Origin of the sequence: Pararobbsia alpina (assembly GCF_902859895.1) — a bacterium.
In the GTDB taxonomy this organism is placed as follows: Bacteria; Pseudomonadota; Gammaproteobacteria; order Burkholderiales; family Burkholderiaceae; genus Pararobbsia; species Pararobbsia alpina.
On sequence record NZ_CADIKM010000007.1, the window covers coordinates 12,278 to 36,892 of the forward strand.

Annotated in this window: 23 protein-coding genes; 13 read left to right on the forward strand and 10 right to left on the reverse strand. The window is 62.8% G+C overall.

Features of this window, described 5'->3' with window-relative positions; translation table 11 throughout:
• Nucleotides 1–206 precede the first annotated feature (206 nt).
• The 3 genes from HV670_RS09905 to HV670_RS09915 all read right to left on the reverse strand — a co-directional run bounded on the left by HV670_RS09905 (nucleotide 207) and on the right by HV670_RS09915 (nucleotide 2,454).
• Nucleotides 207–671, reverse strand: a complete 465-nt coding sequence (locus tag HV670_RS09905) for a RidA family protein (RefSeq protein ID WP_175104612.1) — start codon at nucleotides 669–671, stop codon at nucleotides 207–209.
• Between the two features lie 135 nt (nucleotides 672–806).
• Nucleotides 807–1,739: a DMT family transporter gene (locus HV670_RS09910; RefSeq protein WP_175104613.1), complete on the reverse strand. Its 933-nt coding sequence runs from the start codon at nucleotides 1,737–1,739 to the stop codon at nucleotides 807–809.
• 28 nt (nucleotides 1,740–1,767) lie between these two features.
• A complete protein-coding gene (locus tag HV670_RS09915; RefSeq protein ID WP_175104614.1) occupies nucleotides 1,768–2,454 on the reverse strand; it encodes a VOC family protein in 687 nt (228 codons plus the stop codon).
• A gap of 398 nt (nucleotides 2,455–2,852) precedes the next feature.
• On the opposite strand from HV670_RS09915, the gene HV670_RS09920 reads away from it, so the two are divergent.
• The 7 genes from HV670_RS09920 (at nucleotide 2,853) to mctP (ending at nucleotide 11,294) form a co-directional block, all read left to right on the forward strand.
• Nucleotides 2,853–4,298, forward strand: a complete 1,446-nt coding sequence (locus tag HV670_RS09920; protein ID WP_175104615.1) for an aminotransferase-like domain-containing protein — start codon at nucleotides 2,853–2,855, stop codon at nucleotides 4,296–4,298.
• A gap of 77 nt (nucleotides 4,299–4,375) precedes the next feature.
• Nucleotides 4,376–6,262 (forward strand): molecular chaperone HtpG, encoded by a 1,887-nt coding sequence (htpG, locus tag HV670_RS09925; RefSeq protein WP_175104616.1) that lies wholly within the window; start codon nucleotides 4,376–4,378, stop codon nucleotides 6,260–6,262.
• A gap of 131 nt (nucleotides 6,263–6,393) precedes the next feature.
• Nucleotides 6,394–6,867, forward strand: coding sequence for a DNA-deoxyinosine glycosylase (locus HV670_RS09930; RefSeq protein ID WP_175104794.1), 474 nt, complete (start codon nucleotides 6,394–6,396; stop codon nucleotides 6,865–6,867).
• Between the two features lie 138 nt (nucleotides 6,868–7,005).
• Nucleotides 7,006–8,259, forward strand: a complete 1,254-nt coding sequence (locus tag HV670_RS09935) for a Fic family protein (RefSeq protein WP_175104617.1) — start codon at nucleotides 7,006–7,008, stop codon at nucleotides 8,257–8,259.
• Between the two features lie 119 nt (nucleotides 8,260–8,378).
• Entirely contained in the window at nucleotides 8,379–9,302 is a 924-nt protein-coding gene (locus HV670_RS09940) for a class I SAM-dependent methyltransferase (protein WP_175104618.1), read from the forward strand.
• A gap of 208 nt (nucleotides 9,303–9,510) precedes the next feature.
• Complete coding sequence (locus HV670_RS09945; RefSeq protein WP_175104619.1) at nucleotides 9,511–9,744, forward strand: DUF3311 domain-containing protein; 234 nt, start codon at nucleotides 9,511–9,513, stop codon at nucleotides 9,742–9,744.
• Nucleotides 9,741–11,294 (forward strand): monocarboxylate uptake permease MctP, encoded by a 1,554-nt coding sequence (gene mctP, locus HV670_RS09950; protein ID WP_175104620.1) that lies wholly within the window; start codon nucleotides 9,741–9,743, stop codon nucleotides 11,292–11,294. Before HV670_RS09945 ends, mctP begins: the two co-directional genes overlap by 4 nt.
• Nucleotides 11,295–11,376: 82 nt before the next feature.
• On the opposite strand, the gene tal is transcribed toward mctP, so the two are convergent.
• The 4 genes from tal to HV670_RS09970 all read right to left on the reverse strand — a co-directional run bounded on the left by tal (nucleotide 11,377) and on the right by HV670_RS09970 (nucleotide 15,947).
• The gene (tal, locus tag HV670_RS09955; protein ID WP_175104621.1) at nucleotides 11,377–12,339 is read right to left on the reverse strand and encodes a transaldolase; all 963 of its coding nucleotides are present in this window, start codon (nucleotides 12,337–12,339) and stop codon (nucleotides 11,377–11,379) included.
• A 164-nt stretch (nucleotides 12,340–12,503) separates the two neighbouring features.
• Nucleotides 12,504–13,745, reverse strand: coding sequence for a benzoate/H(+) symporter BenE family transporter (locus HV670_RS09960; protein ID WP_175104622.1), 1,242 nt, complete (start codon nucleotides 13,743–13,745; stop codon nucleotides 12,504–12,506).
• A gap of 127 nt (nucleotides 13,746–13,872) precedes the next feature.
• A complete protein-coding gene (locus HV670_RS09965) occupies nucleotides 13,873–15,057 on the reverse strand; it encodes a vWA domain-containing protein (protein ID WP_175104623.1) in 1,185 nt (394 codons plus the stop codon).
• Nucleotides 15,058–15,104: 47 nt separating this feature from the next.
• Entirely contained in the window at nucleotides 15,105–15,947 is an 843-nt protein-coding gene (locus HV670_RS09970) for an AAA family ATPase (protein ID WP_175104624.1), read from the reverse strand.
• A gap of 260 nt (nucleotides 15,948–16,207) precedes the next feature.
• On the opposite strand from HV670_RS09970, the gene HV670_RS09975 reads away from it, so the two are divergent.
• Both HV670_RS09975 and HV670_RS09980 read left to right on the forward strand, forming a co-directional pair.
• Nucleotides 16,208–16,561, forward strand: coding sequence for a c-type cytochrome (locus HV670_RS09975; RefSeq protein ID WP_175104625.1), 354 nt, complete (start codon nucleotides 16,208–16,210; stop codon nucleotides 16,559–16,561).
• Between the two features lie 46 nt (nucleotides 16,562–16,607).
• Entirely contained in the window at nucleotides 16,608–16,973 is a 366-nt protein-coding gene (locus tag HV670_RS09980) for a c-type cytochrome (protein ID WP_175104626.1), read from the forward strand.
• A 136-nt stretch (nucleotides 16,974–17,109) separates the two neighbouring features.
• On the opposite strand, the gene HV670_RS09985 is transcribed toward HV670_RS09980, so the two are convergent.
• The 3 genes from HV670_RS09985 to rsxB form a co-directional block, all read right to left on the reverse strand.
• On the reverse strand, nucleotides 17,110–17,541 hold the full coding sequence (locus HV670_RS09985) for a DUF1841 family protein (protein WP_175104627.1): 432 nt from the start codon (nucleotides 17,539–17,541) through the stop codon (nucleotides 17,110–17,112).
• 266 nt (nucleotides 17,542–17,807) lie between these two features.
• Nucleotides 17,808–18,452: an endonuclease III gene (nth, locus tag HV670_RS09990; protein ID WP_175104628.1), complete on the reverse strand. Its 645-nt coding sequence runs from the start codon at nucleotides 18,450–18,452 to the stop codon at nucleotides 17,808–17,810.
• Nucleotides 18,449–19,405 carry an electron transport complex subunit RsxB gene (gene rsxB / locus HV670_RS09995; RefSeq protein WP_246257194.1) on the reverse strand — a complete coding sequence of 319 codons (957 nt, stop codon included), beginning with the start codon at nucleotides 19,403–19,405 and terminating at the stop codon, nucleotides 18,449–18,451. Before rsxB ends, nth begins: the two co-directional genes overlap by 4 nt.
• A 104-nt stretch (nucleotides 19,406–19,509) precedes the next feature.
• Between rsxB and HV670_RS10000 the strand changes: the two genes are divergently transcribed.
• The 4 genes from HV670_RS10000 (at nucleotide 19,510) to kdpB (ending at nucleotide 24,604) form a co-directional block, all read left to right on the forward strand.
• Entirely contained in the window at nucleotides 19,510–20,154 is a 645-nt protein-coding gene (locus tag HV670_RS10000; protein ID WP_175104630.1) for a TetR/AcrR family transcriptional regulator, read from the forward strand.
• Between the two features lie 373 nt (nucleotides 20,155–20,527).
• Nucleotides 20,528–20,620: a potassium-transporting ATPase subunit F gene (locus tag HV670_RS10005; RefSeq protein WP_175104631.1), complete on the forward strand. Its 93-nt coding sequence runs from the start codon at nucleotides 20,528–20,530 to the stop codon at nucleotides 20,618–20,620.
• Entirely contained in the window at nucleotides 20,617–22,422 is a 1,806-nt protein-coding gene (gene kdpA / locus HV670_RS10010; RefSeq protein ID WP_175104632.1) for a potassium-transporting ATPase subunit KdpA, read from the forward strand. Before HV670_RS10005 ends, kdpA begins: the two co-directional genes overlap by 4 nt.
• A gap of 97 nt (nucleotides 22,423–22,519) precedes the next feature.
• Nucleotides 22,520–24,604 (forward strand): potassium-transporting ATPase subunit KdpB, encoded by a 2,085-nt coding sequence (kdpB, locus tag HV670_RS10015; protein WP_175104633.1) that lies wholly within the window; start codon nucleotides 22,520–22,522, stop codon nucleotides 24,602–24,604.
• Nucleotides 24,605–24,615 lie beyond the last annotated feature (11 nt).

Here is a 24,615-nt window from a genome sequence, read left to right on the forward strand (position 1 = left end):
TGAACGAGCGGCCGGCGCTTGCGGCCGCAAGGCTGACTGACCACCGGAATAGTAGCGAAATCTGTTGCAAATGGGAAAGTAAATGAAAACGGCCCCTCTCGGGGGCCGCTTTCTCAGAGAGACGCATCGGGAACGTCAACCGTTCGGGTCGATGTGAACCTCCTCAGAGTTGTACGTTTGCGCGTCTCACGCTGCACGTGTGGTCTTTAGCGAACTTCCGCGATGAGTTCGATTTCAACGCAGGCGCCCAGGGGAATCTGGGCCACGCCGAATGCCGAGCGCGCATGCTTTCCCGCGTCGCCGAACACTTCGTCGAAGAGTTCCGATGCGCCATTGGTCACCAGATGCTGCTCGGTGTAGTCGGGCGTCGAATTGACCAGGCTCATGACCTTGACGATCCGCGTGACGCGGTTCAGGTCGCCGGTATGGGCATGCAGGGTGGCGATCAGGTCGATCGCAATGGCTCGCGCGGCGTCGCGGCCTTGGGCCGTGACGAGGTCGGCGCCGAGCTTGCCGGCCCAGACCTTGCCGTCACGCTTGGCGATATGGCCCGACAGGAAGACTGTGTTACCGGTTTGCGCACTCATGACATAGGCGGCGGCCGGTGCGCCGGCGGACGGCAGTTCGATGCCGAGGGATTTCAGTTGGGTGTAGACGTCTTGGTTCGACATGCAATCTCCTAAGGTTGAATGAGCAGCACGCGCGGATCAGCGCGGCGAGGCGTGCGATGCACTCGTCGATTTTCGCGGACGAGACGGTCGCGAACGAGAGCCGCAGAGTATGGGCGCCGTCGGTTGGACATACAGCTAGACGACGCGGCCCGCCGGATCGGCCGTGACGGGTGCGGCATGAGCAATTGCCGTCCGGCGTCCCGCCACCACCGTGGCCAGCACGCCGAGCGCGAACAGCCAGCTCAGCGGGCTCACGGTCTCGCCAAACCACAAGGCCGAGAAAGCGAGCGTCATGAAGATCTGCAGCAATTGTACTTGTCCGACGCGCGCAATGCCGCCGCGCGCGAGACCCGCATACCACGCGATAAAGCCGAGGAACTGCGAAAACAGCGAAAGGTAGCCGAACGCGAACCACGCATGCATGGACACCGGCCCATGGTGACGCCATGCGAGCCAGCCCACCGGCAACACGAGCACGGGTGCCGACAGGACGAGTGCCCAACAGATCACCTGCCAGTTGCCGAGCTCCTTCGCGAGGCGGCCGCCTTCCGCGTAGCCCAGCCCGCAGGCGGCGACCGCGGCGAGCATCCACAGATCTCCCGCCGCGGGCGCGCCATGTCCGGTTACCAAGGCATAGGCGACCACCAGTGCGCTGCCGAGCACCGCACAGAACCAGAACCCGCGCGAAGGCCGTTCGTGCGAGAGCCATGCCGCATAAAGCGCGGTTGCAAGAGGCAGCAAGCCATTCACGACCGCGCCGTGCGAGGAGGGCACGGTCATCAATGCGAGCCCCGACAGGACTGGAAAGCCGACGATGACCCCGAGCGAAATCACCGCGATCCGGCGCATCTGCGCAGGGGTCGGTAACCGCTCACGGCGCCAGAGCAGCAGCGCGGCGGCCGGGATCGCGGCGAGCAACGCGCGGCCGAGTCCGACGAGCACCGGGTCCAGGCTGGTGATCGCGAGACGCGTCATCGGCAGCGACAGGCTGAACACGGTGACGCCGAGCAGGCCGAGCAGCATCCCCTGGGTCTGCGGGTTGATCGGGGCACGCTGGCTCGACGGCATGATGACTCCGGTACGTGAGGACGGGGGTTCAGCGCAAGGTGCGCGGACCTGTGCGGGTCTCGAATTCGGCGACGAGGCACGGCTCGACGAGGGTCGGCTCGAGCGCGATCAGCGAGGAGGCGCCGAGCCATTCCAACTGCTTGGCGAGGCCGTTCGCGTTTTTGTGAAAGCCGCGCAGACGCTTGAGTGCGATGCCCTGATAGGCGAGCCGCTCACTCGGATGGAGCGGCAGGTCCCACTGGATCAGGGTCGGCAGCAGTCCGTCGCCGCCGTGGCGTTTCCAGCTCGGCAGCGCGCCGTTCTCGGGCACGCTGATGTGCCAGGCATAGTCGCCGCGTTGCATCTGGAGCAATGGCGGAATCCGTGCCGGGTATTGCTGTTGCCAGAGTTGGAGCTGGCGCGGACGCTCGACACGCGCGACCCAGTGGGCCAGATACGGACCGTTGGCGAGGCGTGCCTTGACGGCCTTGCTGTCGAGCCCGAACCAGCGCTTGCGCTCGGGCGCCGGTGCCTCGGGATCGCAGGCCATGACTTCCAGATAGATGCCGCCCCATAGTCCCAGCAGGCGATTGTGCGTGCCCATCCCCGGGTGGCGCCCGCCGGCCTCGAATGCATCGGCGGACAAGCCGAGTGCATCGCAGACATGGGCGACACCAGCGTCAAGCGTAGGTGCGGCGACAACTAGGTGGTCAAGACGGAGGGACGGCACGGTCATGAGTTCAATACGCTAAAAGGGCTGGCAGGTGGGCAGGCCGTCCATGGGACGTCCGGTCGACGAGGATCGAAGCCGACGATGATAACCAGACTGCCCTGAGCCGCGCATCCGGTTTCCGGATTTGCTCACTTTAGCGGTTTGGACCGGGCCAGTAACGGTACGGTTGGACAAATACTTCTCTGTACAGTCCACGGTCAATGCCCCAAATAATGAGCGTTGCGCCGCGAATGGACCCAAGGCGCAATTCATCCGTGTGTCTCGACGGGAGGGGTAAAATCAGGCCTTTCGTGGCGGCGTGGCGTGCACATTCCTTGTGCGGTGATCTAAAGCTCCTCATCAGGGTCACTGGTGCGCGCTTCGCGACGGCTTCCGTTTCCCTCATTGAGCGTGCGCCAGCCATGCCCGACGACCAATCGCCCGGCACCGAACAGATACCGGCTCCCATCCAATCGACCCAGCTCACGCTGGTCGATCAGCTCGTTCAATGGGGACGCCGCCGCATCGAGGAGCGTGTATTCCGCCCGGGTATGCGCATGCCCTCGATACGGCGCCTGGCGCTGGACAAGGGCGTCTCGCGCTTTACCGTGGTCGAAGCCTATGAGCGGCTCGTTGCACAGGGATATCTCGATTCCCGGCGCGGCTCGGGTTTCTATGTACGCGAGGCCGCGACCGTGGGATCGCGTTCGCCGCGCGTCGCGGCCGCAGTCAACCATGCGATCGACGTGGTGTGGCTGTTGCGCAATATGGTGGGCACCACGAGCCCGGAGAAAGGTCCGGGCCTCGGTTACCTGCCCAATCGCTGGCTCGATGGCGAACTGATCTCGAATGCACTGCGCGCCCTGGGTCGGCAGGGCGGCGCGCAATTGCTGCAGCTCGGTACGCCGCAGGGTTTCTACCCCCTGCGCCAACAGCTGCAGACCCGGCTCGCCGAAATGGAGATTGGCGCCTCGCCCGAACAAATCGTCATGACCTCGGGCGTGACACAGGCACTCGACCTGATCGCGCGCCTCTACGTACAGCCCGGCGACACCGTGCTGGTCGGCGACCCCGCATGGTTCCAGATGTTCGGCCGCTTCGCGTCGCAGGGCGCGCATCTCGTCGGCATTCCCTATACCGCCGACGGCCCCGATCTCGCTGCGCTCGAGCGCCTCGTGATCGAGTGGAAGCCGCGCATGCTCGTGATCAATTCGGTGCTGCACAATCCCACCGGTACATCGCTGGCGGCCGCGCAGGCATTCCGTATCCTCAAGATCGCCGAGGAACACGATCTGATCGTCGTCGAGGACGACATCTACTGCGATCTCGCGATGCCCGGCTCGACCACGACCCGGCTCGCAAGCCTCGACCAGTTGCGGCGCGTCATTTACCTGGGCAGTTTTTCCAAGACGCTCGCCGCGAACCTGCGCGTCGGTTTCGCGGCTTGTTCGCCCGACGTCGCACGTGCGCTGGCTGACCAGAAGATGCTGGTCGGCATGACGAGCCCCGAGATCAACGAGCGCGTCGTCTTCAAGATTCTCACCGAAGGGCATTACCGCCGGCATGCCGAACGGCTGCGCAACCGGCTCGATGCGGTGCGCGAACGGACCGCGCGAGCCCTTGAATTGATCGGTTTTCGCTTGTTCTCGACGCCCGGCCATGGGATGTTCCATTGGGTCGACACGGGCGTCGACACGGCTGTGCTGACCGCGGCCGGGCACGAGGCGGGCTACCTGCTTGCCCCGGGAGCGCTGTTTTCGCCGAACCAGTCGCCTTCGACCTGGATGCGTTTCAATATCGCGAATTGCGGCGATCCCGGCCTGTTCGATTTCCTCGCGCGGGCCGCGGACAAGGGGCCGCCCCCTTGAAATGTGGCGGTCCGGCCCCACATCGCCCGCAGATCCTGCTGTACCTGTTCACCCTGATTTCAAGACGAGGTTGTTAGATGGCGCAAGAGACGCTGAGTTTTCAGGCAGAAGTGAAGCAGCTTCTGCAACTGATGATCCATTCGCTGTACAGCAACAAGGAAATTTTCCTTCGCGAACTGATTTCGAACGCATCAGATGCGGCCGACAAGCTGCGCTTCGAGGCGATCGCAAACCCGGCGCTGTTCGAGAGCGATTCGAACCTGCGGATTCGCGTTAGCTTCGACAAGGCCGCGCGCACGATCACGATCGATGACAACGGCATCGGTATGAGTCGTGAAGAAGCGATCACTCACCTCGGCACGATCGCCAAGTCGGGTACGCGCGATTTCTTCTCGAAGCTATCCGGCGACCAGCAAAAGGATGCGCAACTGATCGGCCAGTTTGGCGTGGGCTTCTATTCGGGCTTTATCGTGGCCGACCGCATCACGGTGGAGTCGCGCCGCGCTGGCCTGCCGGCTGCCGAAGGTGTGCGCTGGAGCAGCGCGGGCGACGGCGAGTTCGATGTCGATACGATCGAGCGCGCGGAGCGCGGCACGACAATCACCCTGCATTTGCGTGAAGGCGAGGACGAGTTGCTCAACGGATGGCAGATCAAGTCCGTGATCCAGAAGTATTCCGATCACATCGCGCTGCCGATCCTGATGCCCAAGGAAGAATGGGACCAGGAAAAGAGCGAGATGGTGCGCCGCGACGAAGACGAGACCGTCAACCAGGCGAGCGCGCTGTGGGCCCGTTCGAAGAGCGAGATCGAAGACAGCCAGTACACGCAGTTCTACCAGCATCTCTCGCATGACCATCTCGATCCGCTCGCCTGGACGCATAACCGCGTCGAGGGCCGCAGCGAATATATCCAGTTGCTGTATGTGCCGTCGCAGGCCCCGTTCGACCTATATGACCGCAACAAGCACGGCGGCCTGAAGCTCTACGTGCGCCGCGTGTTCATCATGGACGATGCGGAACAACTGCTGCCGGGTTATCTCCGCTATATCCGCGGGGTTGTCGATTCGAGCGATCTGCCGCTGAACGTTTCGCGTGAGCTGCTGCAGGAAAGCCGTGACGTAAAGACCATTCGCGAGGGTGTGACCAAGCGTGCACTCTCGATGCTCGAGGACCTTGCCGAGAACGAGAAGGATAAGTACGCGACCTTCTGGGGTGCGTTCGGCCAGGTGCTCAAGGAAGGCGTGGGCGAAGACCAGGCGAATCGCGAGCGAATCGCGAAGCTGCTGCGCTTCGCGACGACACAAGGCGACACCGCCGAGCAGAACGTCTCTCTCGCGGACTACGTGAGCCGCATGAAGGGCAACCAGACCAAGATTTACTACGTGACCGCGGATTCGTGGCTGGCGGCGCGCAACAGCCCGCACCTCGAAGTGTTCCGCAAGAAGGGTGTCGAGGTGCTGCTGCTGTCCGATCGTGTCGACGAGTGGGCACTGTCGTTCCTAACCGAATTCGAAGGCAAGCCGCTGTCGAGCGTGGCGCGTGGCGACCTTGATCTTGGCGAGTTGTCGGACGACGAGAAGAAGGCCCAGGAGAAAGTCAGCGGTGAGCTGAAGCCGCTTGTCGAGAAGATCCAGGAAGTGCTCAAGGACAAGGCGAAGGAGGTTCGGCTGACGTTCCGCCTGACGGATTCGCCGTCATGCCTCGTGGCCGACGACAACGACATGAGCGGCTATCTGCAGCGCATGTTGAAGGCAGCCGGGCAAGCGGCGCCGCAGGCTCGCCCGATCCTCGAGATCAATCCCGAGCATCCGCTCGTGAAGCGTTTGACGGCCGAGACGCCTTCGCTCGATGACTGGTCGCATTTGTTGTTCGACCAGGCCATGCTGGCGGAGGGTGGTGCGCTTGAAGATCCGGCCAGCTATGTGCGGCGTACCAATGCCTTGCTGTTGGCGGGCGCGCACTGATGTCGAAGACGCGGGCCCCCGGAGATGCTGGGCGGTCCGTGGGCGGCGAATGGGTGGAAAAACCAGGTGCGAGGGTGAAGAAGGCGCGGACAGAGGCAGAGCCGGTTGCGGTGCCGGTGTCCGCGGAGCCTTTGCTCGAGGGTTTTCCGCCTGTAGTCGCGGCTGATACACATACGATGGTGTTCGGCAGCTTTCCGGGCGTCGCCTCGCTGTCGGCGACGCAGTATTACGCGCATCCCCAGAACCAGTTCTGGCGGCTGTTGGGGGCAGTGCTTGACGAGCCGCTGCCTTCTCTTCCTTATGCCGAGCGTCTGATTCGGCTGCTCGCCCATCGCATCGGCGTGTGGGATGTGCTCGCTGCGTGCGAGCGCACGGGCAGCCTCGATGCGGCGATTCGCAACGCTTCCCCCAACGATTTCGCGGCTTTGCGCCGTCATGCACCGTCGCTTCGCAAGGTCTGCTTCAACGGCAAGACCGCGGGCCGCTTCGAACCCGTGATGCGGGAAGCGGGCTATAAGACACTAGTGCTGCCGTCGTCGAGCCCTGCGCATGCGATGTTGTCGTTCGAGCAGAAGCTCGTGGTTTGGCGTGGCGTCAACGATTGACTTACGATCCGCCACGTCGTGGCGCACGCATTGACGTGAAGATGGTATTGGATATCAGCCATAAATTCGCCATCGTTCTGGATTTTTCTATAAAATTCAGTTAATTGGAGATCGAATTTTTGGAGGGGGATTCGCCAGATGTACGCCAGCAACATGATTGAGCCTGCATTTCCGAACGACGGCGAGCTGATCGAAATTTTCGATAGAGTTGGAGACTTGCGAGAAGCAGCCGCGCGGCTGGCGACAGGGGTTGGGCCGGACTCTCGCAGCGCGCTGGCTCCGCTGCTGCGAGCCATGAACTCGTACTACACAAACAAGATTGAAGGCCAGCACACCTATCCCGCAGATCTCGAGGCCGCCATCGAAAAGAACTTTTCGAAGGAGCAGGACACGTTTCGTCGCCAGCAGCTTGCGATCGCGCACATGCGCCTTGAAAAGGAGCTCGAACCTGTCGCAGTCCAGTCGGCATGGTCCCATCAATTTGAGCAGGAATGGATTTGCCGAATTCATCGCGAACTTTATGCTCAACTGCCGGAGGCATCACTTGCCATTCTGGATGCAACGGGTCAGGAACGTGGCAAGCTGCAACCAGGTGTGCTGAGGGAAATAGAGGTCACGGTCGGCTCGCATCATGCGCCTTCTCCCGATATGCTGCCGGACCTTTTGCGCCATTTTGCGTTTCGCTACGGCGTGGAAGGGTATAGCGCCAGCAAGAAGGTCATCGCCGCAGGCGCATCACTGCACCGTTTGTCATGGATCCATCCCTTCCCGGACGGTAACGGCCGGGTGAGCCGGCTGCAAAACCATCTATTGATGACACACCTCAAATTGGCGGATGGCCTTTGGTCGCCGATGCGAGGTTTGGCACGACGACAGCAGGAGTACTACGAAGCGCTAGGGGCAGCCGACAAGCCACGGCGCAACGATACGGATGGGCGTGGCAACCTGAGCTCGAGTGGGCTCACCACGTTCCTGAAGTTCTGGATCGACGTATGCATCGATCAGGTGAAATTCATGTCAGGGCAGTTGGCGTTCGACACGCTCGAGCACCGCTTCGGCAGTCTTGCCTTGCAGATCGTGCATGATTTCGGGCGAAACATGGTTCACCACCGGAGCTCGCTTCAGCCAGAGTCGCTTGGACGCACGCTGTACCGGTTGTTCCAGGTGGGACGGCTGGAGCGCGGTGAATTCAAAGCAATGCTAGGGCTCTCTGATCGAACTGCGTCACGCGTGATTTCGCAGCTACTCGACTTACGGCTCGTAAAGAGCGCAAGTCGCGTGGGTTCACTTGAACCTGCGCTGCCGTTCTTCAGTCTGCGATTTCTCTTTCCGGGGTTGTGGCCCGAAGCCGAGAGTATCCCTGCCCCGAGAGTTGTTCAGGGCGAAGTATAGGGAACGTCGTCGAATCCGCCGTGAAGCCCTTCTCGCTGCTGCCAATGCTATTCTCTCGCTCGATCGGAAACGGGTGCGCTGGGCGCCATGTCGACTGATCCTCTTTCCCTCTTTTCTGAATGACCGAACTCATCAAACGCGCATCCGCCGAAGCACGTGCATTCGGCCGCCGTGAGCGCGACCGGTCGGCGCGTCGCGAAGCGTCGCTCGATGGCGTGTCCGCCAAGCCCGCACGCAAGCCGCGCGACCAAGACTACGTGACCGAGGCCCTGCCGCATGAAGGACGCCGCAAGCCTCGCTTCGCACCCGTCACGTTCTCGGAAGAATCCGGCGTGCGCTATCTGCATTTCGGCACGGAATGGGTCCAGGGGGCGATGCGCCTGCGCCAGCCCGACAAGCTCGAACTCGAATACGCGCAGCAGATGATGGGCTGGCTCCTGTTTCTCGATCCGCCCGCGAAGGTCGTCCAGCTGGGGCTCGGCTCGGCCTCGCTCACAAAGTTCTGCTATCGCTTCCTGCCCAAAACGTTCACGGAAGCCGTCGAGTTGAATCCGGCAGTCGTGGTCGCCGCACGCAGCATGTTCGAGCTGCCGCCCGACGACAAGCGTCTCGTCGTGACTGAGGCGGACGCATGGGACTATGTCAACGATCCCGAGCGGAGCGGCACGATCGGCGCGCTCCAGGTCGATCTCTACGATGCGACGGCGCGCGGCCCCGTGCTCGATTCGGCCGCCTTCTATCGGGCCTGCCGAGAGAGTCTCGTCCAGCCGGGCGTCGTGACCGTCAACCTGTTCGGCGATCATCCGAGTTTCCTGCGCAATATGAAGCAGCTCGGCGTCGCATTCGACAACCGCGTGCTCGCACTGCCCGAAGTCCATGACGGCAATCGGATCGCCTACGCGTTCTCGGGGCCGGCGCTGTCCTTCGAATGGGCCGCGCTCGAGCGCCGCGCCGCTTATATCGAGCAGACGCTCCGTCTGCCCGCGCGTTCGTGGGTCAAGGGGCTCAAGGCTGTCCGTCCGGGGCCGGTGTTCACAGTCTGAACTTCGAAGCCCGGGCATCAGGTCGATGCGCGGGCCGCTTTCCCTGGCGCGTGCCGCGTCCGTCGAGCCGCCATCGCTCGTGCAGGGAAAGGCCGCCCCCGGTTTTGAGCCTGCGGTGGCCGCAACTTATACTCTCGAAATCCGCGCCGGCCGGCTTTCAGAAAGACTTCGGCCGAAACTAATCAAAAAAATATCCTGGGGAACCTGCATGGCTCTGCCTGACGCTTCGGCCCATGCCAGCAGACGCTGGCTCTGGCTGCTTCTATTGCCCTGGATCGGCGTGCTGCTCGTGCCGGTCTACAACATCGATCAACCGCGCCTGCTGGGCCTGCCGTTCTTCTATTGGTACCAATTGCTGTGGGTGCTGATCAGCGCGGTGCTGACGGCGCTCGTCTACTTCAAGACCAAGCCCAAAGGCAAAGCACGCAAGGGTGGCCAATGACGAATCCGATCGCGACCTTCGTATTTGTGCTGCTGTTTCTCGGCGTGACCGTGATCGGCTTTTTCGCGGCCAACTGGCGCCGCGGCGACCTCAAGCTGCTCGACGAATGGGGCCTCGGCGGACGGCGTTTCGGCACGATGGTCACCTGGTTCCTGCTCGGCGGCGATCTCTATACCGCCTACACCTTCGTGGCCGTACCCGCGCTCGTGTTCGGCGCCGGTGCCACGGGCTTTTTCGCGGTGCCCTATACGATCCTGATCTATCCGTTCGCCTTCATCGTGTTCCCGAAGCTCTGGAACGTCGCGAAACGGCACGGACACATCACGGCGGCCGACTTTGTCCATGCGCGCTATAACAGCCGCTGGCTCGCGCTGGCCGTCGCGCTGACGGGTATCGTCGCGACGATGCCCTATATCGCACTGCAGCTCGTCGGCATCGAAGTCGTGATCGGCGGCCTCGGGATCCAGACCCAGGGCTTCGTCGGCGACCTGCCGCTGATCGTCGCCTTTGCGATTCTCGCGGCCTACACGTACACCTCGGGCCTGCGCGCGCCCGCGATGATCGCGGTGGTCAAGGATTTGCTGATCTACATCACGATCGCCGCGGCGATGATCGTGATCCCCGCGCAGCTCGGCGGCTTCGGTCATATCTTCGACGTCATTTCACCGGCCAAGATACTGCTCCAGGCCCCTGACACCTCGAGCCTCAATGGCTACAGCGCGTACACCACGCTCGCGGTGGGTTCGGCACTCGCGCTGTTCCTCTATCCGCACTCCGTGACGGCGATGCTGAGCTCGGCCTCGGGCAATACGATCCGCCGCAACATGGCGCTGCTGCCAGCCTATTCGCTGGTGCTCGGCATGCTCGCGCTGCTCGGCTTCATGGCGCTCGCCTCGGGCGTCAAGGACATGCCCGAGTTCGCGCCATACTTCAAGGCGTATGGGGCGAACTTCGCCGTACCGGCATTGTTCCTGCACTTCTTCCCGTCGTGGTTCGTCGGCGTCGCGTTCGCGGCGATCGGCATCGGCGCGCTCGTGCCGGCGGCGATCATGTCGATCGCGGCAGCCAATCTCTACACGCGCAACATCCATCGCGAGTTCTTCAACAAGAAGGTCAACTATCACGAAGAGACCCATATCGCGAAGACGGTGTCGTTGGTCGTGAAGGTCGGCGCGCTCGCCTTCATCATCTTCCTGCCGTTGACGTATGCGATCCAGTTGCAACTGCTCGGCGGGATCTGGATCATCCAGACGCTGCCGGCGATCGTGCTGGGCCTCTATGCGCGGATACTCGACCATCGGGCACTGTTGATCGGCTGGCTCGTCGGCATCGTCACCGGGACCTGGATGGCCGCCTCGCTGCACCTCAAGGGATCGATCTATCCGCTGCATCTGTTCGGATACACGATCCCGGGCTACGCGGCGGTGTGGTCGCTGATCGTCAATATCGTGATCGCGTTCGGCTTGTCGTATGTGTTCCGCGCCACAGGACTGTCGAAGACGATCGATCGGACGGAGCCCGAGGACTATCTCGATCCGGTCGAGAGCTGAATGTGAAAAAGCCGGGCGTTTAGCCCGGCTTCAAATGAGCCGCGAAGCGCTCAGTATCGGCTCATGCCGCGGCTCTGCTATTTCACGCGGGCTGCTTTTGCAGATCCAGGATCAGGTTCTCGAGCTTGATCGCGTCAGCGGCGAAGGTACGAATGCCTTCCGAGAGCTTTTCGGTGGCCATCGCGTCTTCATTGAGCTGGAAGCGGAACGAAGCTTCGTCGACGGCGATCCGTGCAACGGGATCGCCCTTCGCGAGTTCCGGCGACAGCTTGCGCTCGACGGGGAACGATTCTTCGGAAAGCTTCTTGAGCAACTCGGGGCTGATCGTCAGCAGGTCGCAGCCGGCCAGTTCGACGATCTGCGAAATGGTCCGGAAGCTCGCGCCCATGATTTCGGTCGGATAGCCGAATTTCTTGTAGTACGCATAGATCGTGCGCACCGAATGGACGCCCGGGTCGTTCGCGCCACCGTTCTTGGCTTCGTCCCACGAGGCGCCCGCGGTCTTCTTGTACCAGTCGTAGATGCGGCCCACGAACGGCGAGATCAGTTGCACTTTGGCTTCGGCAGCCGCGACGGCCTGCGCGAGCGAGAACAACAGCGTCATATTGCAGTGGATGCCTTCACGCTGCAGCACTTCGGCCGCGCGAATGCCTTCCCACGTCGAGGCAAGCTTGATCAGGATGCGGTCGCGCGAAAAGCCCGCGGCCTCGTAGAGCGAGATCAGGTGGCGGCCTTTCTCGATCGAGCCTTCCGTATTGAACGACAGGCGCGCGTCGACCTCGGTCGAGACGCGGCCCGGGATGATCTTGAGAATTTCGGTGCCGAAGGTGATCAACAGTCGGTCGATGATCGAATCGAGCGCTTCGCCGTTGCTCTCGCGGACTACCTTTTCGAGCAAGGGGCGGTATTCGGGTTTCTGGACGGCCTTGAGAATCAGCGACGGATTCGTCGTCGCGTCCTGGGGCTTGTACTGGGCGATGGCCTGAAAGTCTCCGGTGTCGGAGACGACAGTCGTGTATTGCTTGAGCTGGTCGAGTGCGGTCATGGCGTTAGATATCTGCAGGACTCGGAACTTGATATTGTGCGACCAGCCGACCGGCAAGGCCAGTGCTTTTGTTACCGATGGGCGCTACGTTTTGCCGACAATCGTACCGATCGGGGCGCCGGAGCAGGGATGTTGCGTTGCGACAATGCACGCGCAAACCGCTTTCACGGCTTGCGCGGGGGAGGCTGGGGAGCAGGCTTGCGCGCTGCGAGAATCAGGTAGGCGAGCACGCCCGCGACGAGACCCCAGAACGCCGAGCCGATCGACAGGAGCGTGAGTCCCGACGCGGTCACCATGAAGGTGATCAAGGCGGGTTCGCGCTGCCGCGGATCGGACATCGCATTCGCGAGCCCGTTCATGATCGAGCCGAACAAGGCGAGCGCCGCGATCGAGATCACGAGTGTGCGCGGAAACGCGCCGAACAGCGCGGCGATGGTCGCACCGAGCGTGCCGGCGACCAGGTAGAAGACGCCACACCAGAGCGCCGCGGTGTAGCGCTTGCGCGGATCGGGATGGGCGTCGGGACCGGTACACATGGCCGCCGTGATCGCGGCGAGGTTGATGCCGTGCGAGCCGAACGGAGCGAACAGGAGCGAGGCGATCCCCGTCGAGGTGATCAGCGGCGACGACGGTGTCTGGTAGCCGTCGGCACGCAGCACCGCAAGCCCCGGCACGTTCTGCGAAGTCATGGCGACAATGAAGAGCGGCACGCCAATACTGATCGCAGCGGACCATGAGAACACCGGCATCGTGAATACCGGCCGCGCGAGCGCGACACTGAAGTGGCTGAAATCGAGCAGGCCGAGCGCACCCGAGACGGCCACGCCGGCGAGCAGCGCGGTCACTACCGCATAGCGCGGTGAAAGGCGCTTGACGATGAGATAGGTGAACAGCATCGCCAGCACGAGCGCGGTATCGTGCTCGGCCGCGCTGAACAGCCCGATGCCGATGCGAAACAGGATGCCCGCGAGCAGCGCCGCGGCCAGCGAGGACGGCAGGCGCTTCATGATGGTCTCGAACACGCCGGTCACGCCGACCAGCACGATCAGCACGGCGCAGACGAGGAAGGCGCCGATCGCGGCCGGGTAGGTCACATTGGGCAGGCTCGTGATCAGCAGCGCCGCGCCTGGTGTCGACCACGCGATGACGATCGGCGCGCGGTAGCGCAGCGACAGCACGATGGTGCTCAGCGCCATGCCGACCGACAGCGCCCAGATCCACGACGAAACCTGCGCATCGCTGAGGCGAGCAGCGTGGCCCGCCTGGAACATGAGTGCAAGCGAGCTCGTATAGCCGGTCATCATCGCGACGAAGCCGGCGACGATCGCGGAGACGGAACTGTCCCGCAGCGGACGCAGGGGCAGGGGGGCGGTATCGGAGGCGTGGGTCGGAGGCGCAGCGTTCATGGGAATGCAGCCGAAGAAAAGGGATGCGGGGAAAAGGCCGGCAAGGGCCGCGCCGCGGGGTGATCAAAAAGCATCGGGCCGTCGGGGCGTGGGGTCGCGCGTTTCGACGACACGGCCGGCCCCCTTGCTACTTGCTCAGCAGGCGCATTGCACCCTCGAGCCCGTTCAAGGTCAAGGGAAACATCCGGTTCGACATGAGCTGGCGTATCAGCGCGACCGACTGCCGATACTCCCACAGCCGCTCGGGCTCGGGGTTGAGCCAGGCATAGTGGGGGTAGCGCTCGGTGAGCCGGGTGAGCCAGGTCGCCCCCGCCTCGGCATTGGTGTACTCGACCGAGCCGCCTGGCTGCAGGATCTCGTACGGCCCCATGGTCGCGTCGCCGACGAAGATCAGCTTGTATTCCGACGGATATTTGTGGAGCACATCCCAGGTCGGAAAACGCTCCGCATGGCGCCGTCGGTTTTGCTTCCAGAGGTAGTCGTACACGCAGTTGTGGAAGTAGTAGAACTCGAGATGCTTGAACTCGCTCTTGGCGGCCGAGAACAGTTCCTCGGTGCGCTTGATATGGTCGTCCATCGAGCCGCCCACATCGAGCAGCATCAGTACCTTGACGGTGTTGTGACGCTCGGGGACCATCTTGATATCGAGCCAGCCGGCATTGGCCGCGGTGCTGCGGATCGTATCGTCGAGGTCGAGCTCCTCGGCCGCGCCCTTGCGCGCGAAGCGCCGCAGCCTTCGCAGGGCGACTTTGATATTGCGTGTGCCGAGCTCGACATCGTCGTCGTAGTCCTTGTACGCGCGCGCATTCCAGACCTTGACTGCGTTGCGGCTGCCGCCGGCGTCGCCGCCCATCCTGATGCCTTTTGGGTTGAAGCCCCCATGGCCGAACGGCGAGGTGCCGCCCGTGCCGATCCATTTATTGCCGCCTTCGTGGCGCTCCTTTTGCTCGTCGAGCAATTGCTTGAGCCGATCGAGCAGCGCGTCGAGCCCGCCCATCGCCTCGATCTGTGCCTTTTCCTCGGGGGTGAGTTCACGTTCGAGTCGTTTCTTCAGCCAGTCGAGCGGAACCTGCGACGGGTCCAGCCCGGCCTCTAGCAACGACGATGCGCCCTTGAAGTACAAGCCGAACGCCCGGTCGAACTTGTCGTAGTGCTTCTCGTCCTTGATCAGCGTGAGCCGCGCAAGGTAGTAGAACTCGTCGATCGACGGTGCGATCACCTGCTTCTTGAGCGCGCCGACCAGCGTCAGGTATTCGTTGACGCTGACGGGCAGCTTCGCATTGCGCAGCGAAAAGAAAAAATCGATCAACATCGCCTGCCTCCTTGCGTCCCGGTTCCTGGCCGGTTGCCGCGCTTCATCTAGCGGTTGCTGCGGTTCATATAGATCAGCCGCTCGAACAGATGCATATCCTGCTCGTTCTTGAGCAGCGCACCGGCGAGCGGTGGCATCACCTGCTTGTTGTCGGGGCTGTGCAGCGCTTCGAGCGGAATGTCCTCGGCCATCAACAGCTTGAGCCAGTCGAGCAGTTCAGAGGTCGAGGGCTTCTTCTTGAGGCCCGGGACGTTGCGCAACTCGAAGAAGCTGTTGAGTGCGGCACTCACCAGTTCCTTCTTGACCCCGGGGTAGTGGACGTCGACGATCTGTTGCATCGTCTCCGCATCCGGGAAGCGGATGTAGTGGAAGAAGCAGCGGCGGAGGAACGCGTCCGGCAGCTCCTTCTCGTTGTTCGACGTGATGATCACGAGCGGCCGGTGACGCGCCTTGACGAGCGTGCGCGTCTCGTAGACATAGAACTCCATGCGGTCGAGTTCGCGCAGCAGGTCGTTCGGGAATTCGATGTCCGCCTTGTCGATTTCGTCGATCAGCAGCACGGTGGGCTGATCGGCCTCGAATGCCTGCCAGAGCACACCCTTGACGATGTAGTTGCCGATCTCGCGGACTCGCTCGTCGCCGAGCTGCGAATCGCGCAGCCGCGAGACCGCATCGTATTCATAGAGACCCTGCTGGGCCTTCGTGGTCGACTTGATATGCCACTGGAGCAGCGGCATGCCGAGCGCGGCGGCGACTTCCTCGGCGAGCATGGTCTTGCCGGTGCCGGGCTCGCCTTTGATCAACAGAGGGCGCTGGAGCGTGACGGCCGCATTGACCGCGAGACGCAGGTCGTCGGTGGCAACATATTGGGATGAGCCTTCGAAGCGCATGGCAGTAGACCGGGGGCGGGCAGCGAAAAAGCCAGTATATAGGGTAGACGCGAGGGTGCACGCGAGGGTAGACGCGAGGCCCTCCGACAGCGGCGGCGGCCTGCGATGTGGACGGCGGCGCGGCCAGCACGCTACAATGCACCGGTTTTTTGGCCCGCGTGCCGACGAATTCGAACAGACACGGCCGCCGGTCGTCGCAGGTGCGCTCCCATGCGCGCCCCGGCATCCGGGTCCCCCCGAACGCTCAGGTTGATAAAGCTATGAAAAGACAAGTGACGATTGCCGTGCTGGCCGCCCTGGCGGTCGCTTCGAGCGGCGCGTCTGCCGATGTCGTCGGCAATGTGAAGGCCGGGCAAGGCAAGGTGTCCGCGTGTATCGGCTGTCACGGCATTGCGGACTACCGGACCGCCTACCCGGAGGTCTACCGGGTGCCGAAGCTCGGTGGCCAGAATGCCCGCTATCTCGAGTTGGCCCTGCTTGCGTACAAGAAAGGCGATCGTAAGTTCCAGACGATGCATGCGAATGCCGTGTCCTTGTCCGACCAGGATATCGCCGACATCGCTGTCTACTACGCGGCGCAAACGCCCACCAGTCAAGACAATCCGAACAAGTGACCGGCCCGGTGCCACACGTTTAGGTCCAGCACGGACAGGAGCACGCATGAATCAGCGCATCAGCAAGTTCGCGGCCGCGGTCGCGTTCCTCGGATTGACAGCAGTAAGCGCAGGGGCGCACGCCGCCGACGTCGACAACGGCAAGGCGCTCGTGGCGAGCCACAACTGTGCGGCCTGTCACGGCGCGAATCTCAACACGCCCGTGTCGCCCGAGTATCCGAAGCTCGCCGGCCAGTTCAACGACTATATTTTCTTCGCTCTGCGTGCCTATCAGGTCGGTGCCGGCAACCCGCTGTTCGGCCGCAACAATGCGATCATGGCGGCGCAGGTGCAAGGGCTGTCGGAAAGCGATCTGCACGATATCGGCGCTTATGTCCAGTCGCTGCCCGGCGATCTGGTGCAGAAGAAGTAACGATTCGCCAGGCTCAGGCAGCGAGGCCCGGATTGCCGGGCTCAACCGCGGGCTGAGGCGGAACGGCGCCTTGTGCGGATAGAAAATCCTCATGCTTTGCGGCATGGGGATTTTTTTTCGAGCGGGCTTTCCAGGTTCAGTCTTTCGAAGCGCGCCGCTCGATCCTTGCGAGGTAGGCCTCGTGGTCGGGTGGGGTCTGTGTGCGCTGGGCTTCCCAGAGGGTTTCGCCGAGGCATTCCATGATGGCGTGCTGCGCATCGTGCGAGGAGCCGAGCCGTGCGGCGAGCCGGTCGTGCGCCGCGCGGATGCCCGGCGGCTGGTCGATCGACAACTGCTCGCTGATGGCGAGGTGCATCGAAAGATGCAGGAAGGGATTGGTCTCGCCCTCTTCGGGCGTGTAGTCCTGGACGCTCGCCTCGGTTGCACCGAGCGTCTCCTGGTATTCGGGGTGCTCGATGATCCAGTCGGCGGCCATGCTTTCGAGCGGTGTCAGGATCTGGCCAGCGCGCTGCTTGTGCCACGTCTGTGCAAAGAACTGGCGGACTTCGTCACGGGTCGGATTGAACATCTTGGGTCTTTCGGCAGGCTGGGAAAGCCGGTATGGGTAACATCCGGCGCACACGGCACACGGCACACGGCACACGGCACACGGCACACGGCACACGGCACACGGCTCGGACATGTCGCCGTATTTTACGCGCTGGCCGGCAGATTCGCGAAGCGGCCGGCTTCCCGACATCTTCGCCGGGATTTGCCGAACCCTTGTCCGCCCGGCCAACGCCTCGCGTGCTTGCTAATTAGCTGGCCAAGCCATGCGCGCTCGCTAGCGGTGCGCTACACGTCGGGCGCGCGCGTTTTCGGCTTGAACTCGCAGAGCGGTTCGATCGCGCATTGCCAACACAGTGGAGAACGCGCCTTGCAGACATAGCGTCCGTGCAGGATCAGCCAGTGATGCGCATCCTGCCGGAATTCGGGGGGCGTGAATTTCTCGAGGCCGGTTTCGACCGCGCGCACATCCTTGCCGGGAGCGAGCCCTGTCCGGTTGGCGACGCGGAAGATATGCGTGTCGACCGCGATGGTCGGCTGCCCGAACGCCGTATTGAGGACGACGTTCGCGGTCTTGCGTCCGACGCCGGGCAGCGATTCGAGCGCCTCGCGGTTGGCCGGCACCTCGCCGCCATGCAGGTCGAGCAGGATCCGGCACGTCGCGATCACATTCTTCGCCTTGGTCCGGTAGAGGCCGATGGTCTTGATATGGTCGCTGAGCTTTTCCTCGCCCAGATCGAACAGCGCCTGCGGTGTATTCGCAAGCGGGTAGAGCTTGCGCGTGGCCTTGTTGACCGACACATCGGTGGCCTGCGCCGACAGCATCACGGCGATCAGCAGTTCAAACGGGGTCGAGTATTCGAGCTCGGTAGTCGGATGCGGATCGAGACTCTGGAGCGTTTCGTAGATTGCGCGGCGCTTGGCGGCGTTCATGAGCTCGGGTCCACGTCGATGCCGAGGCGTTTGCGTCGGGCGTCGGCTTCGTCGATCTGTGCCTGCACGGCGGCACTGACTTCGACGGTATTCTTCGGCGCCACGCCCTCCTTGGCGAGCTCGGCTTTCTTTGCGCGCGCGCGTTCGAGTGCGGCCTGGATGATCGCACGCTTACGTTCGTCGGGTGACAAGGCGGGCGGCACTGGCTCAGGCATTGCTTGGGCGAAGGCCTTGCCCGGAACCTCGTCCCCCTGTGCCCCGACGTCGGATACCTTGGCGGGCGGCACTTCATGGGTTGCCGTACGGTCGGCGGCATCCACGGCGCGCGGTTCCATGCCGACGGTAGACGAACCGGGCACGCTCGCCGCTGCTCCCGCCTGCGCTCGATGCGCTGCTTGTCTGAGGGCTGCGCGGCGCTCGGCGTCTTCGCGTTCATGTTGCTGGCGTTCGAGCCGGCGGTCGTGCCGTGCACGCGCCGCATCGGCCTGTGCCTGAGTCCAGGCATTCCAGCCGGTCGCCTCGCCGGTCACGGCGACCATCTCGATGCAGTCGACCGGGCAGGGCGCCACGCAGAGATCGCAGCCGGTGCACAGCGATTCGATAACCGTATGCATGCGCTTGGCCGCGCCGGCGATCGCATCGACCGGGCACGCCTGGATACATAGCGTGCAACCGATACAGACCGACTCGTCGATGCGTGCCACGGGCCGCGGCCGTTCGATGCCATGTTCGACGTTCAGCGGGATCACCGGCTTGCCGAGCAGCGCCGCCAGCCGCGCCACGCCCTCGGCTCCGCCGGGCGGACACTGGTCATGGCTCGCCTCGCCGGCTGCAATGGCTTCTGCATACGGACGGCAGCCTGCGTAACCGCACTTGGTGCACTGGGTTTGCGGTAGCAAGTCTTCGATCCGGTCGGCGAGCGACGGTGGGGAACTGACGGTAGCGAAAGGCACTGGATATGAGTGAAAACACGGACCCCCGATTATCGCCGATTTCGCTTGGCTTTCAGATCTGTATGCCATAATCAGTTGCCTCTCCCTTGGTCGCGGATGCCACCATGAACGAGTCGAAAATCAAAAGAGATCCAGAGGGGACCCGGCGCCGCATTCTTGCTGCGGCAGCCGAAGAATTCGCCAATGGCGGATTATCAGGCGCGCGCGTCGATCAGATCGCGCGCCGCGCACTCACGAATGAGCGAATGCTCTATTACTACTTCGGTAGCAAGGAGCAGTTGTTCACCGCGGTGCTTGAACAGTCCTTTTCGTGCCTCAGCGAGGCCGAACGCCAACTCGATCTCGAAGGTCTCGAGCCCGTCGAGGCGATCACGCAGCTCGCGCATTTCATCTGGAATTATTATTTCGAACATCAGGACCTGCTCCGCCTGCTGAACAATGAGAACCTGCACGAAGCGCGTTATATCAAGAGTTCGGCGCGGATCAACGAGATGATGTCGCCGGTGACTTCGGTACTCGCGAGTATTCTCATGCGAGGTGCCGAAGCCGGTGTCTTCAGAGCGGACGTCGATCCCTTGCGGTTTTATGTGACCTTGTCGGCGCTCGGTTATTACGTGCTGTCGAATCGCTACACGCTTGCCGCGATTCTCGGGCGCGATTTCACCGAACCGGAAGAGCGTGTTGAAGTTCTCAAGCTTTCGACCGAAATGGTGTTGTGCTATCTCCGCTCGAAGCCTGAGGGTAGCTAGCCTTCCTCACGCTCGCGCGAGCGGGTCGATGCCCTGCCTGAAACGAAACTGAATCGAACTGAGCGAGGTTTCCCTCCTCCTCGGCCTGACGCGGCCCCCGGATCCTTCGGCGGCCGCGTTTTCTATTGCCCTTCCGCGCCTTCCTCGCCCTGGACGCAATTTTTGTGCGTTTACACATTATTTATACCATCCGCGCCAACTTTACCCCGCCCTTTACCGCCATAGGGCCACGATTCAGCTCTTGTTATTCCGCTCCACGGAGACCAAAAATGGACGTGCTGTATGTCGGTGGACTCGTCCTGTTCACTGTCTTGACCTACGGGTTGATCAAGGGCTGCGAGGTTCTTCGCCGCCGCGCGGTCGGAGGTCGGCCATGAACTGGATGCTATGGCTGGCTACCGCCTCGACGGTGCTGCTGATTGTTTATCTTGCTTATGCGTTGTTCAACGCCGAGGAGCTCGAATGACCTCGAACGACTGGCTTCAATTAGTCATCTACGTCGTCGTATTGCTAGCTGTCGCGGTGCCGCTCGGCCGCTACATGAGCAATGTGTTCGACGGGTCGTCGCGCATGCTGCGCTGGTTCGGCTGGGCCGAACGGGGGCTCTACAAGGTCGCCGGCGTCGACGCGTCCAAGGAAATGGGCTGGAAAACCTACACGGTCGCGATGCTCGCATTCAACGTGCTCGGCACGATCGTGATCTACGTGCTGCTGCGCCTGCAGGGCGGCTTGCCGCTGAACCCGGCCGGCATCGCGGCGATGACGCCAGATGCGTCGTTCAACAACGCGATCAGCTTCGTGACCAATACGAACTGGCAGGACTATGCCGGTGAATCGGGTGCGAGCTATCTGATCCAGATGCTGTGCTTCACCGTGCAGAACTTCCTGTCGGCAGCCACGGGCATTGCGGTCGTGGTCGCCTTGATCCGCGGCTTTGCGCGCCACTCTGCACAGACCGTCGGTAACTTCTGGGTCGACTTGACGCGCGCCACGCTCTACGTGCTCCTGCCGATCTCGATCGTGCTGTCGCTCGTGTTCGTGTCGCAAGGCGTGATCCAGAACTTCTCGACGTACAAGGACGTGCCGACGCTGCAAGCCACCCAGTACACGCAGCCGAAGGTCGATGCACAGGGCAATGCCGTCAAGGATGCGAAGGGCAATCCGGTGATGGATACGCTGACCGCGAAGACGCAGACGCTCGCCATGGGTCCGGTCGCCTCGCAGGAAGCGATCAAGATGCTCGGCACCAATGGTGGCGGCTTCTTCAACGCGAACTCCGCGCACCCGTTCGAGAACCCGACGCCGTTCACGAACTTCCTGCAGATGATCGTGATGCTCGCGATTCCTGCGGCGCTGTGCCTGATGTTCGGCAAGATGGTCGGAGACCGCCGGCAAGGAGTTGCCGTGCTCGCGGTGATGTCCATTGCCTTCGCTGTTGCCTGCGTCTGCGAGATTTCCTCGGAGCAGGCCGGCAATCCGCTGATCACTGCGGTTGGCGTCGACCAGACCGCCAGCGCCACGCAGTCCGGCGGCAATATGGAAGGCAAGGAAACGCGTTTCGGGATCGTCTCTTCGGGGATCTTCACGGTCGCGACGACCTCGGCTTCGTGCGGTGCGGTCAACAACATGCATGACTCGTTGACGCCGCTCGGCGGCCTCACGCCGATGCTGCTGATGCAACTGGGCGAAGTCATCTTTGGCGGCGTGGGTTCGGGTCTTTATACGATGCTCGCCTTTGCCTTGCTCGCGGTGTTCGTCGCCGGCCTGATGATCGGACGTACGCCTGAATATATCGGCAAGAAGATCGAAGCCTACGAGATGAAGATGGTCGCGATCGTCGTGCTGCTGACGCCGCTCATCGTGCTGGTCGGAACGGCGATCGCCGTGCTGGTGCCGGCCGGTGTCGCGGGTATCGCGAACCCGGGTACGCATGGCTTCTCGGAAATCCTCTACGCGTTCAGCTCCGCCGGCAACAACAACGGCAGCGCGTTTGGTGGCTTGACCGTGTCGACGCCGTTCTACAACTGGATGACGGCTATCGCGATGTGGGGCGGCCGCTTTGGTCCGCTGATCGCCATGCTCGCGATTGCAGGTTCGCTCGCCGCCAAGAAACGTATTGCTCCGGGCGCCGGCACGATGCCGACCCATGGCCTGCTGTTCGTCGTGCTGCTGCTCGGCACGGTGCTGCTGGTCGGTGCGCTGACCTACGTACCCGCACTTGCGCTGGGTCCTATCGCCGAGCATCTGCAGATGATCGCAGGCCATTGATATAAGGATAGATATGGCTCCCAATTCTCGCATTCGTTCAGACCAGGCTCGTGCGACGACACCGTCGCCGACCCCGGGTCCTGAACACAAGAAAGACATGAAAGCTCATTCAGGTACTCGTTCGATGTTCGACCCGGCGCTCGTGAAGCCGGCGATCATCGACTCCTTCCGGAAACTGTCGCCGCGCACGCAGTTCCGCAACCCGGTGATGTTCTGCGTGTATGTCGGCAGCATTCTGACGACGGTCCTCTGGGTCGCCGCGCTGACGGGCGACGCCGAAGCGCCGGCGGGCTTCATCCTCGCGATCACGCTGTGGCTGTGGTTCACCGTGCTGTTCGCGAACTTCGCCGAAGCACTGGCCGAAGGCCGTTCCAAGGCCCAGGCCGCGGCGTTGCGCAGTGCCAAGCGCGACGTGATGGCGAAGAAGCTCGACAAGCCGAACCGTACAGCCGGCGTGCGTGTGATGACGGCCTCGGACCTGCGCAAGGGCGATGTCGTGCTCGTCGAGGCCGGCGATGCGATTCCGGCCGACGGTGAGGTCATCGAAGGCGTAGCATCGGTCGACGAATCGGCGATCACGGGTGAATCCGCGCCTGTGATCCGCGAGTCCGGCGGAGACTTTTCCGCCGTGACCGGCGGTACGCGCCTGCTGTCCGACTGGATCGTGGTCCGCGTGACCGTCAATCCGGGCGAAGCCTTCCTCGACCGCATGATCGCGATGGTCGAAGGCGCCAAGCGCCGTCGCACGCCGAACGAAATCGCGCTGACGATTCTGCTGGTGGCGTTGACCGTCGTGCTGCTGCTCGCAACGGCCACGCTGCTACCGTTCTCGATCTTCAGTGTCGAAGCCGTCAAGGCCGGCCATGTCGTGACGATCACCGCACTCGTGGCGCTGCTCGTCTGCCTGATTCCGACCACCATCGGCGCACTGCTGTCGGCGATCGGTGTCGCAGGCATGAGCCGCATGATGCAGGCGAACGTGATCGCGACGTCCGGCCGCGCTGTCGAAGCGGCAGGTGACGTCGACGTGCTGCTGCTCGACAAGACCGGCACCATCACGCTGGGCAACCGCCAGGCATCGCTGTTCGTGCCGGCGGCCGGGGTCAGCGAGCAAGAGCTCGCCGATGCCGCGCAACTGTCGTCGCTCGCCGACGAGACGCCTGAAGGCCGCAGTATCGTGGTGCTCGCGAAGAACCGCTTCAATTTGCGCGAACGCGATATGCAAGCGCTGGCGGCGACCTTCGTGCCGTTCACGGCACAGACCCGCATGAGCGGTGTCGACCTGCATGATCGTCAGATCCGCAAGGGCGCATCCGAGGCGATCCGCAAGTCGGTCGAAGCGCACGGCGGTCAGTTTCCGCCGAGCGTGCAGGCTCAGGTCGACGACATCGCACGCCGTGGCAGCACACCGCTGGTGGTCTCTGAAATCGCTCACGGCAATGCCCGCGTGCTCGGCGTGATCGAGCTCAAGGACATCGTCAAGGGCGGCATCAAGGAGCGTTTTGCCGAACTGCGCAAGATGGGCATCAAGACGGTGATGGTGACCGGCGACAACCGCCTGACCGCCGCCGCCATCGCTGCCGAAGCCGGCGTCGACGACTTCCTCGCGGAAGCCACGCCGGAAGCCAAGCTGGCGACCATTCGCGACTACCAGTCGCGCGGCATGCTCGTCGCGATGACCGGCGACGGCACCAACGACGCCCCGGCGCTGGCCCAGGCCGACGTCGCCGTCGCGATGAACACGGGTACGCAGGCCGCGAAGGAAGCCGGCAACATGGTCGACCTCGACTCGAACCCGACGAAGCTCATCGAGATCGTCGAGATCGGCAAGCAGATGCTGATGACTCGCGGTTCGCTGACGACTTTCTCGATCGCCAACGACGTGGCCAAGTACTTCGCGATCATCCCGGCGGCGTTCGCGACGACCTACCCGCAGTTGCGTCTGCTTGACATCATGCATCTTTCGACGCCGTCGTCCGCGATCCTGTCGGCCGTGATCTTCAACGCCCTCGTGATCATTGCGCTGATCCCGCTCGCGCTCAAAGGCATTCGCTACAGGCCGCTCGGCGCCGCGACGCTGCTCAGGCGTAACCTGTTGATCTACGGCCTGGGCGGCATCATCGTGCCGTTCATCGGGATCAAGGCGATCGATATGATCCTGGCCGCGGCCGGCTGGGTATAAAAGGAATCATC

Coding starts and splice junctions, on each gene's coding strand:
- HV670_RS09905 (WP_175104612.1), bottom strand. CDS start 671: ATGTCGAACCAAGACGTCTACACCCAACTGAAATCCCTCGGCATCGAA.
- HV670_RS09910 (WP_175104613.1), bottom strand. CDS start 1,739: ATGCCGTCGAGCCAGCGTGCCCCGATCAACCCGCAGACCCAGGGGATG.
- HV670_RS09915 (WP_175104614.1), bottom strand. CDS start 2,454: ATGACCGTGCCGTCCCTCCGTCTTGACCACCTAGTTGTCGCCGCACCT.
- HV670_RS09920 (WP_175104615.1), top strand. CDS start 2,853: ATGCCCGACGACCAATCGCCCGGCACCGAACAGATACCGGCTCCCATC.
- htpG (WP_175104616.1), top strand. CDS start 4,376: ATGGCGCAAGAGACGCTGAGTTTTCAGGCAGAAGTGAAGCAGCTTCTG.
- HV670_RS09935 (WP_175104617.1), top strand. CDS start 7,006: ATGTACGCCAGCAACATGATTGAGCCTGCATTTCCGAACGACGGCGAG.
- HV670_RS09940 (WP_175104618.1), top strand. CDS start 8,379: ATGACCGAACTCATCAAACGCGCATCCGCCGAAGCACGTGCATTCGGC.
- HV670_RS09945 (WP_175104619.1), top strand. CDS start 9,511: ATGGCTCTGCCTGACGCTTCGGCCCATGCCAGCAGACGCTGGCTCTGG.
- mctP (WP_175104620.1), top strand. CDS start 9,741: ATGACGAATCCGATCGCGACCTTCGTATTTGTGCTGCTGTTTCTCGGC.
- tal (WP_175104621.1), bottom strand. CDS start 12,339: ATGACCGCACTCGACCAGCTCAAGCAATACACGACTGTCGTCTCCGAC.
- HV670_RS09960 (WP_175104622.1), bottom strand. CDS start 13,745: ATGAACGCTGCGCCTCCGACCCACGCCTCCGATACCGCCCCCCTGCCC.
- HV670_RS09965 (WP_175104623.1), bottom strand. CDS start 15,057: ATGTTGATCGATTTTTTCTTTTCGCTGCGCAATGCGAAGCTGCCCGTC.
- HV670_RS09970 (WP_175104624.1), bottom strand. CDS start 15,947: ATGCGCTTCGAAGGCTCATCCCAATATGTTGCCACCGACGACCTGCGT.
- HV670_RS09975 (WP_175104625.1), top strand. CDS start 16,208: ATGAAAAGACAAGTGACGATTGCCGTGCTGGCCGCCCTGGCGGTCGCT.
- HV670_RS09980 (WP_175104626.1), top strand. CDS start 16,608: ATGAATCAGCGCATCAGCAAGTTCGCGGCCGCGGTCGCGTTCCTCGGA.
- HV670_RS09985 (WP_175104627.1), bottom strand. CDS start 17,541: ATGTTCAATCCGACCCGTGACGAAGTCCGCCAGTTCTTTGCACAGACG.
- nth (WP_175104628.1), bottom strand. CDS start 18,452: ATGAACGCCGCCAAGCGCCGCGCAATCTACGAAACGCTCCAGAGTCTC.
- HV670_RS10000 (WP_175104630.1), top strand. CDS start 19,510: ATGAACGAGTCGAAAATCAAAAGAGATCCAGAGGGGACCCGGCGCCGC.
- HV670_RS10005 (WP_175104631.1), top strand. CDS start 20,528: ATGAACTGGATGCTATGGCTGGCTACCGCCTCGACGGTGCTGCTGATT.
- kdpA (WP_175104632.1), top strand. CDS start 20,617: ATGACCTCGAACGACTGGCTTCAATTAGTCATCTACGTCGTCGTATTG.
- kdpB (WP_175104633.1), top strand. CDS start 22,520: ATGAAAGCTCATTCAGGTACTCGTTCGATGTTCGACCCGGCGCTCGTG.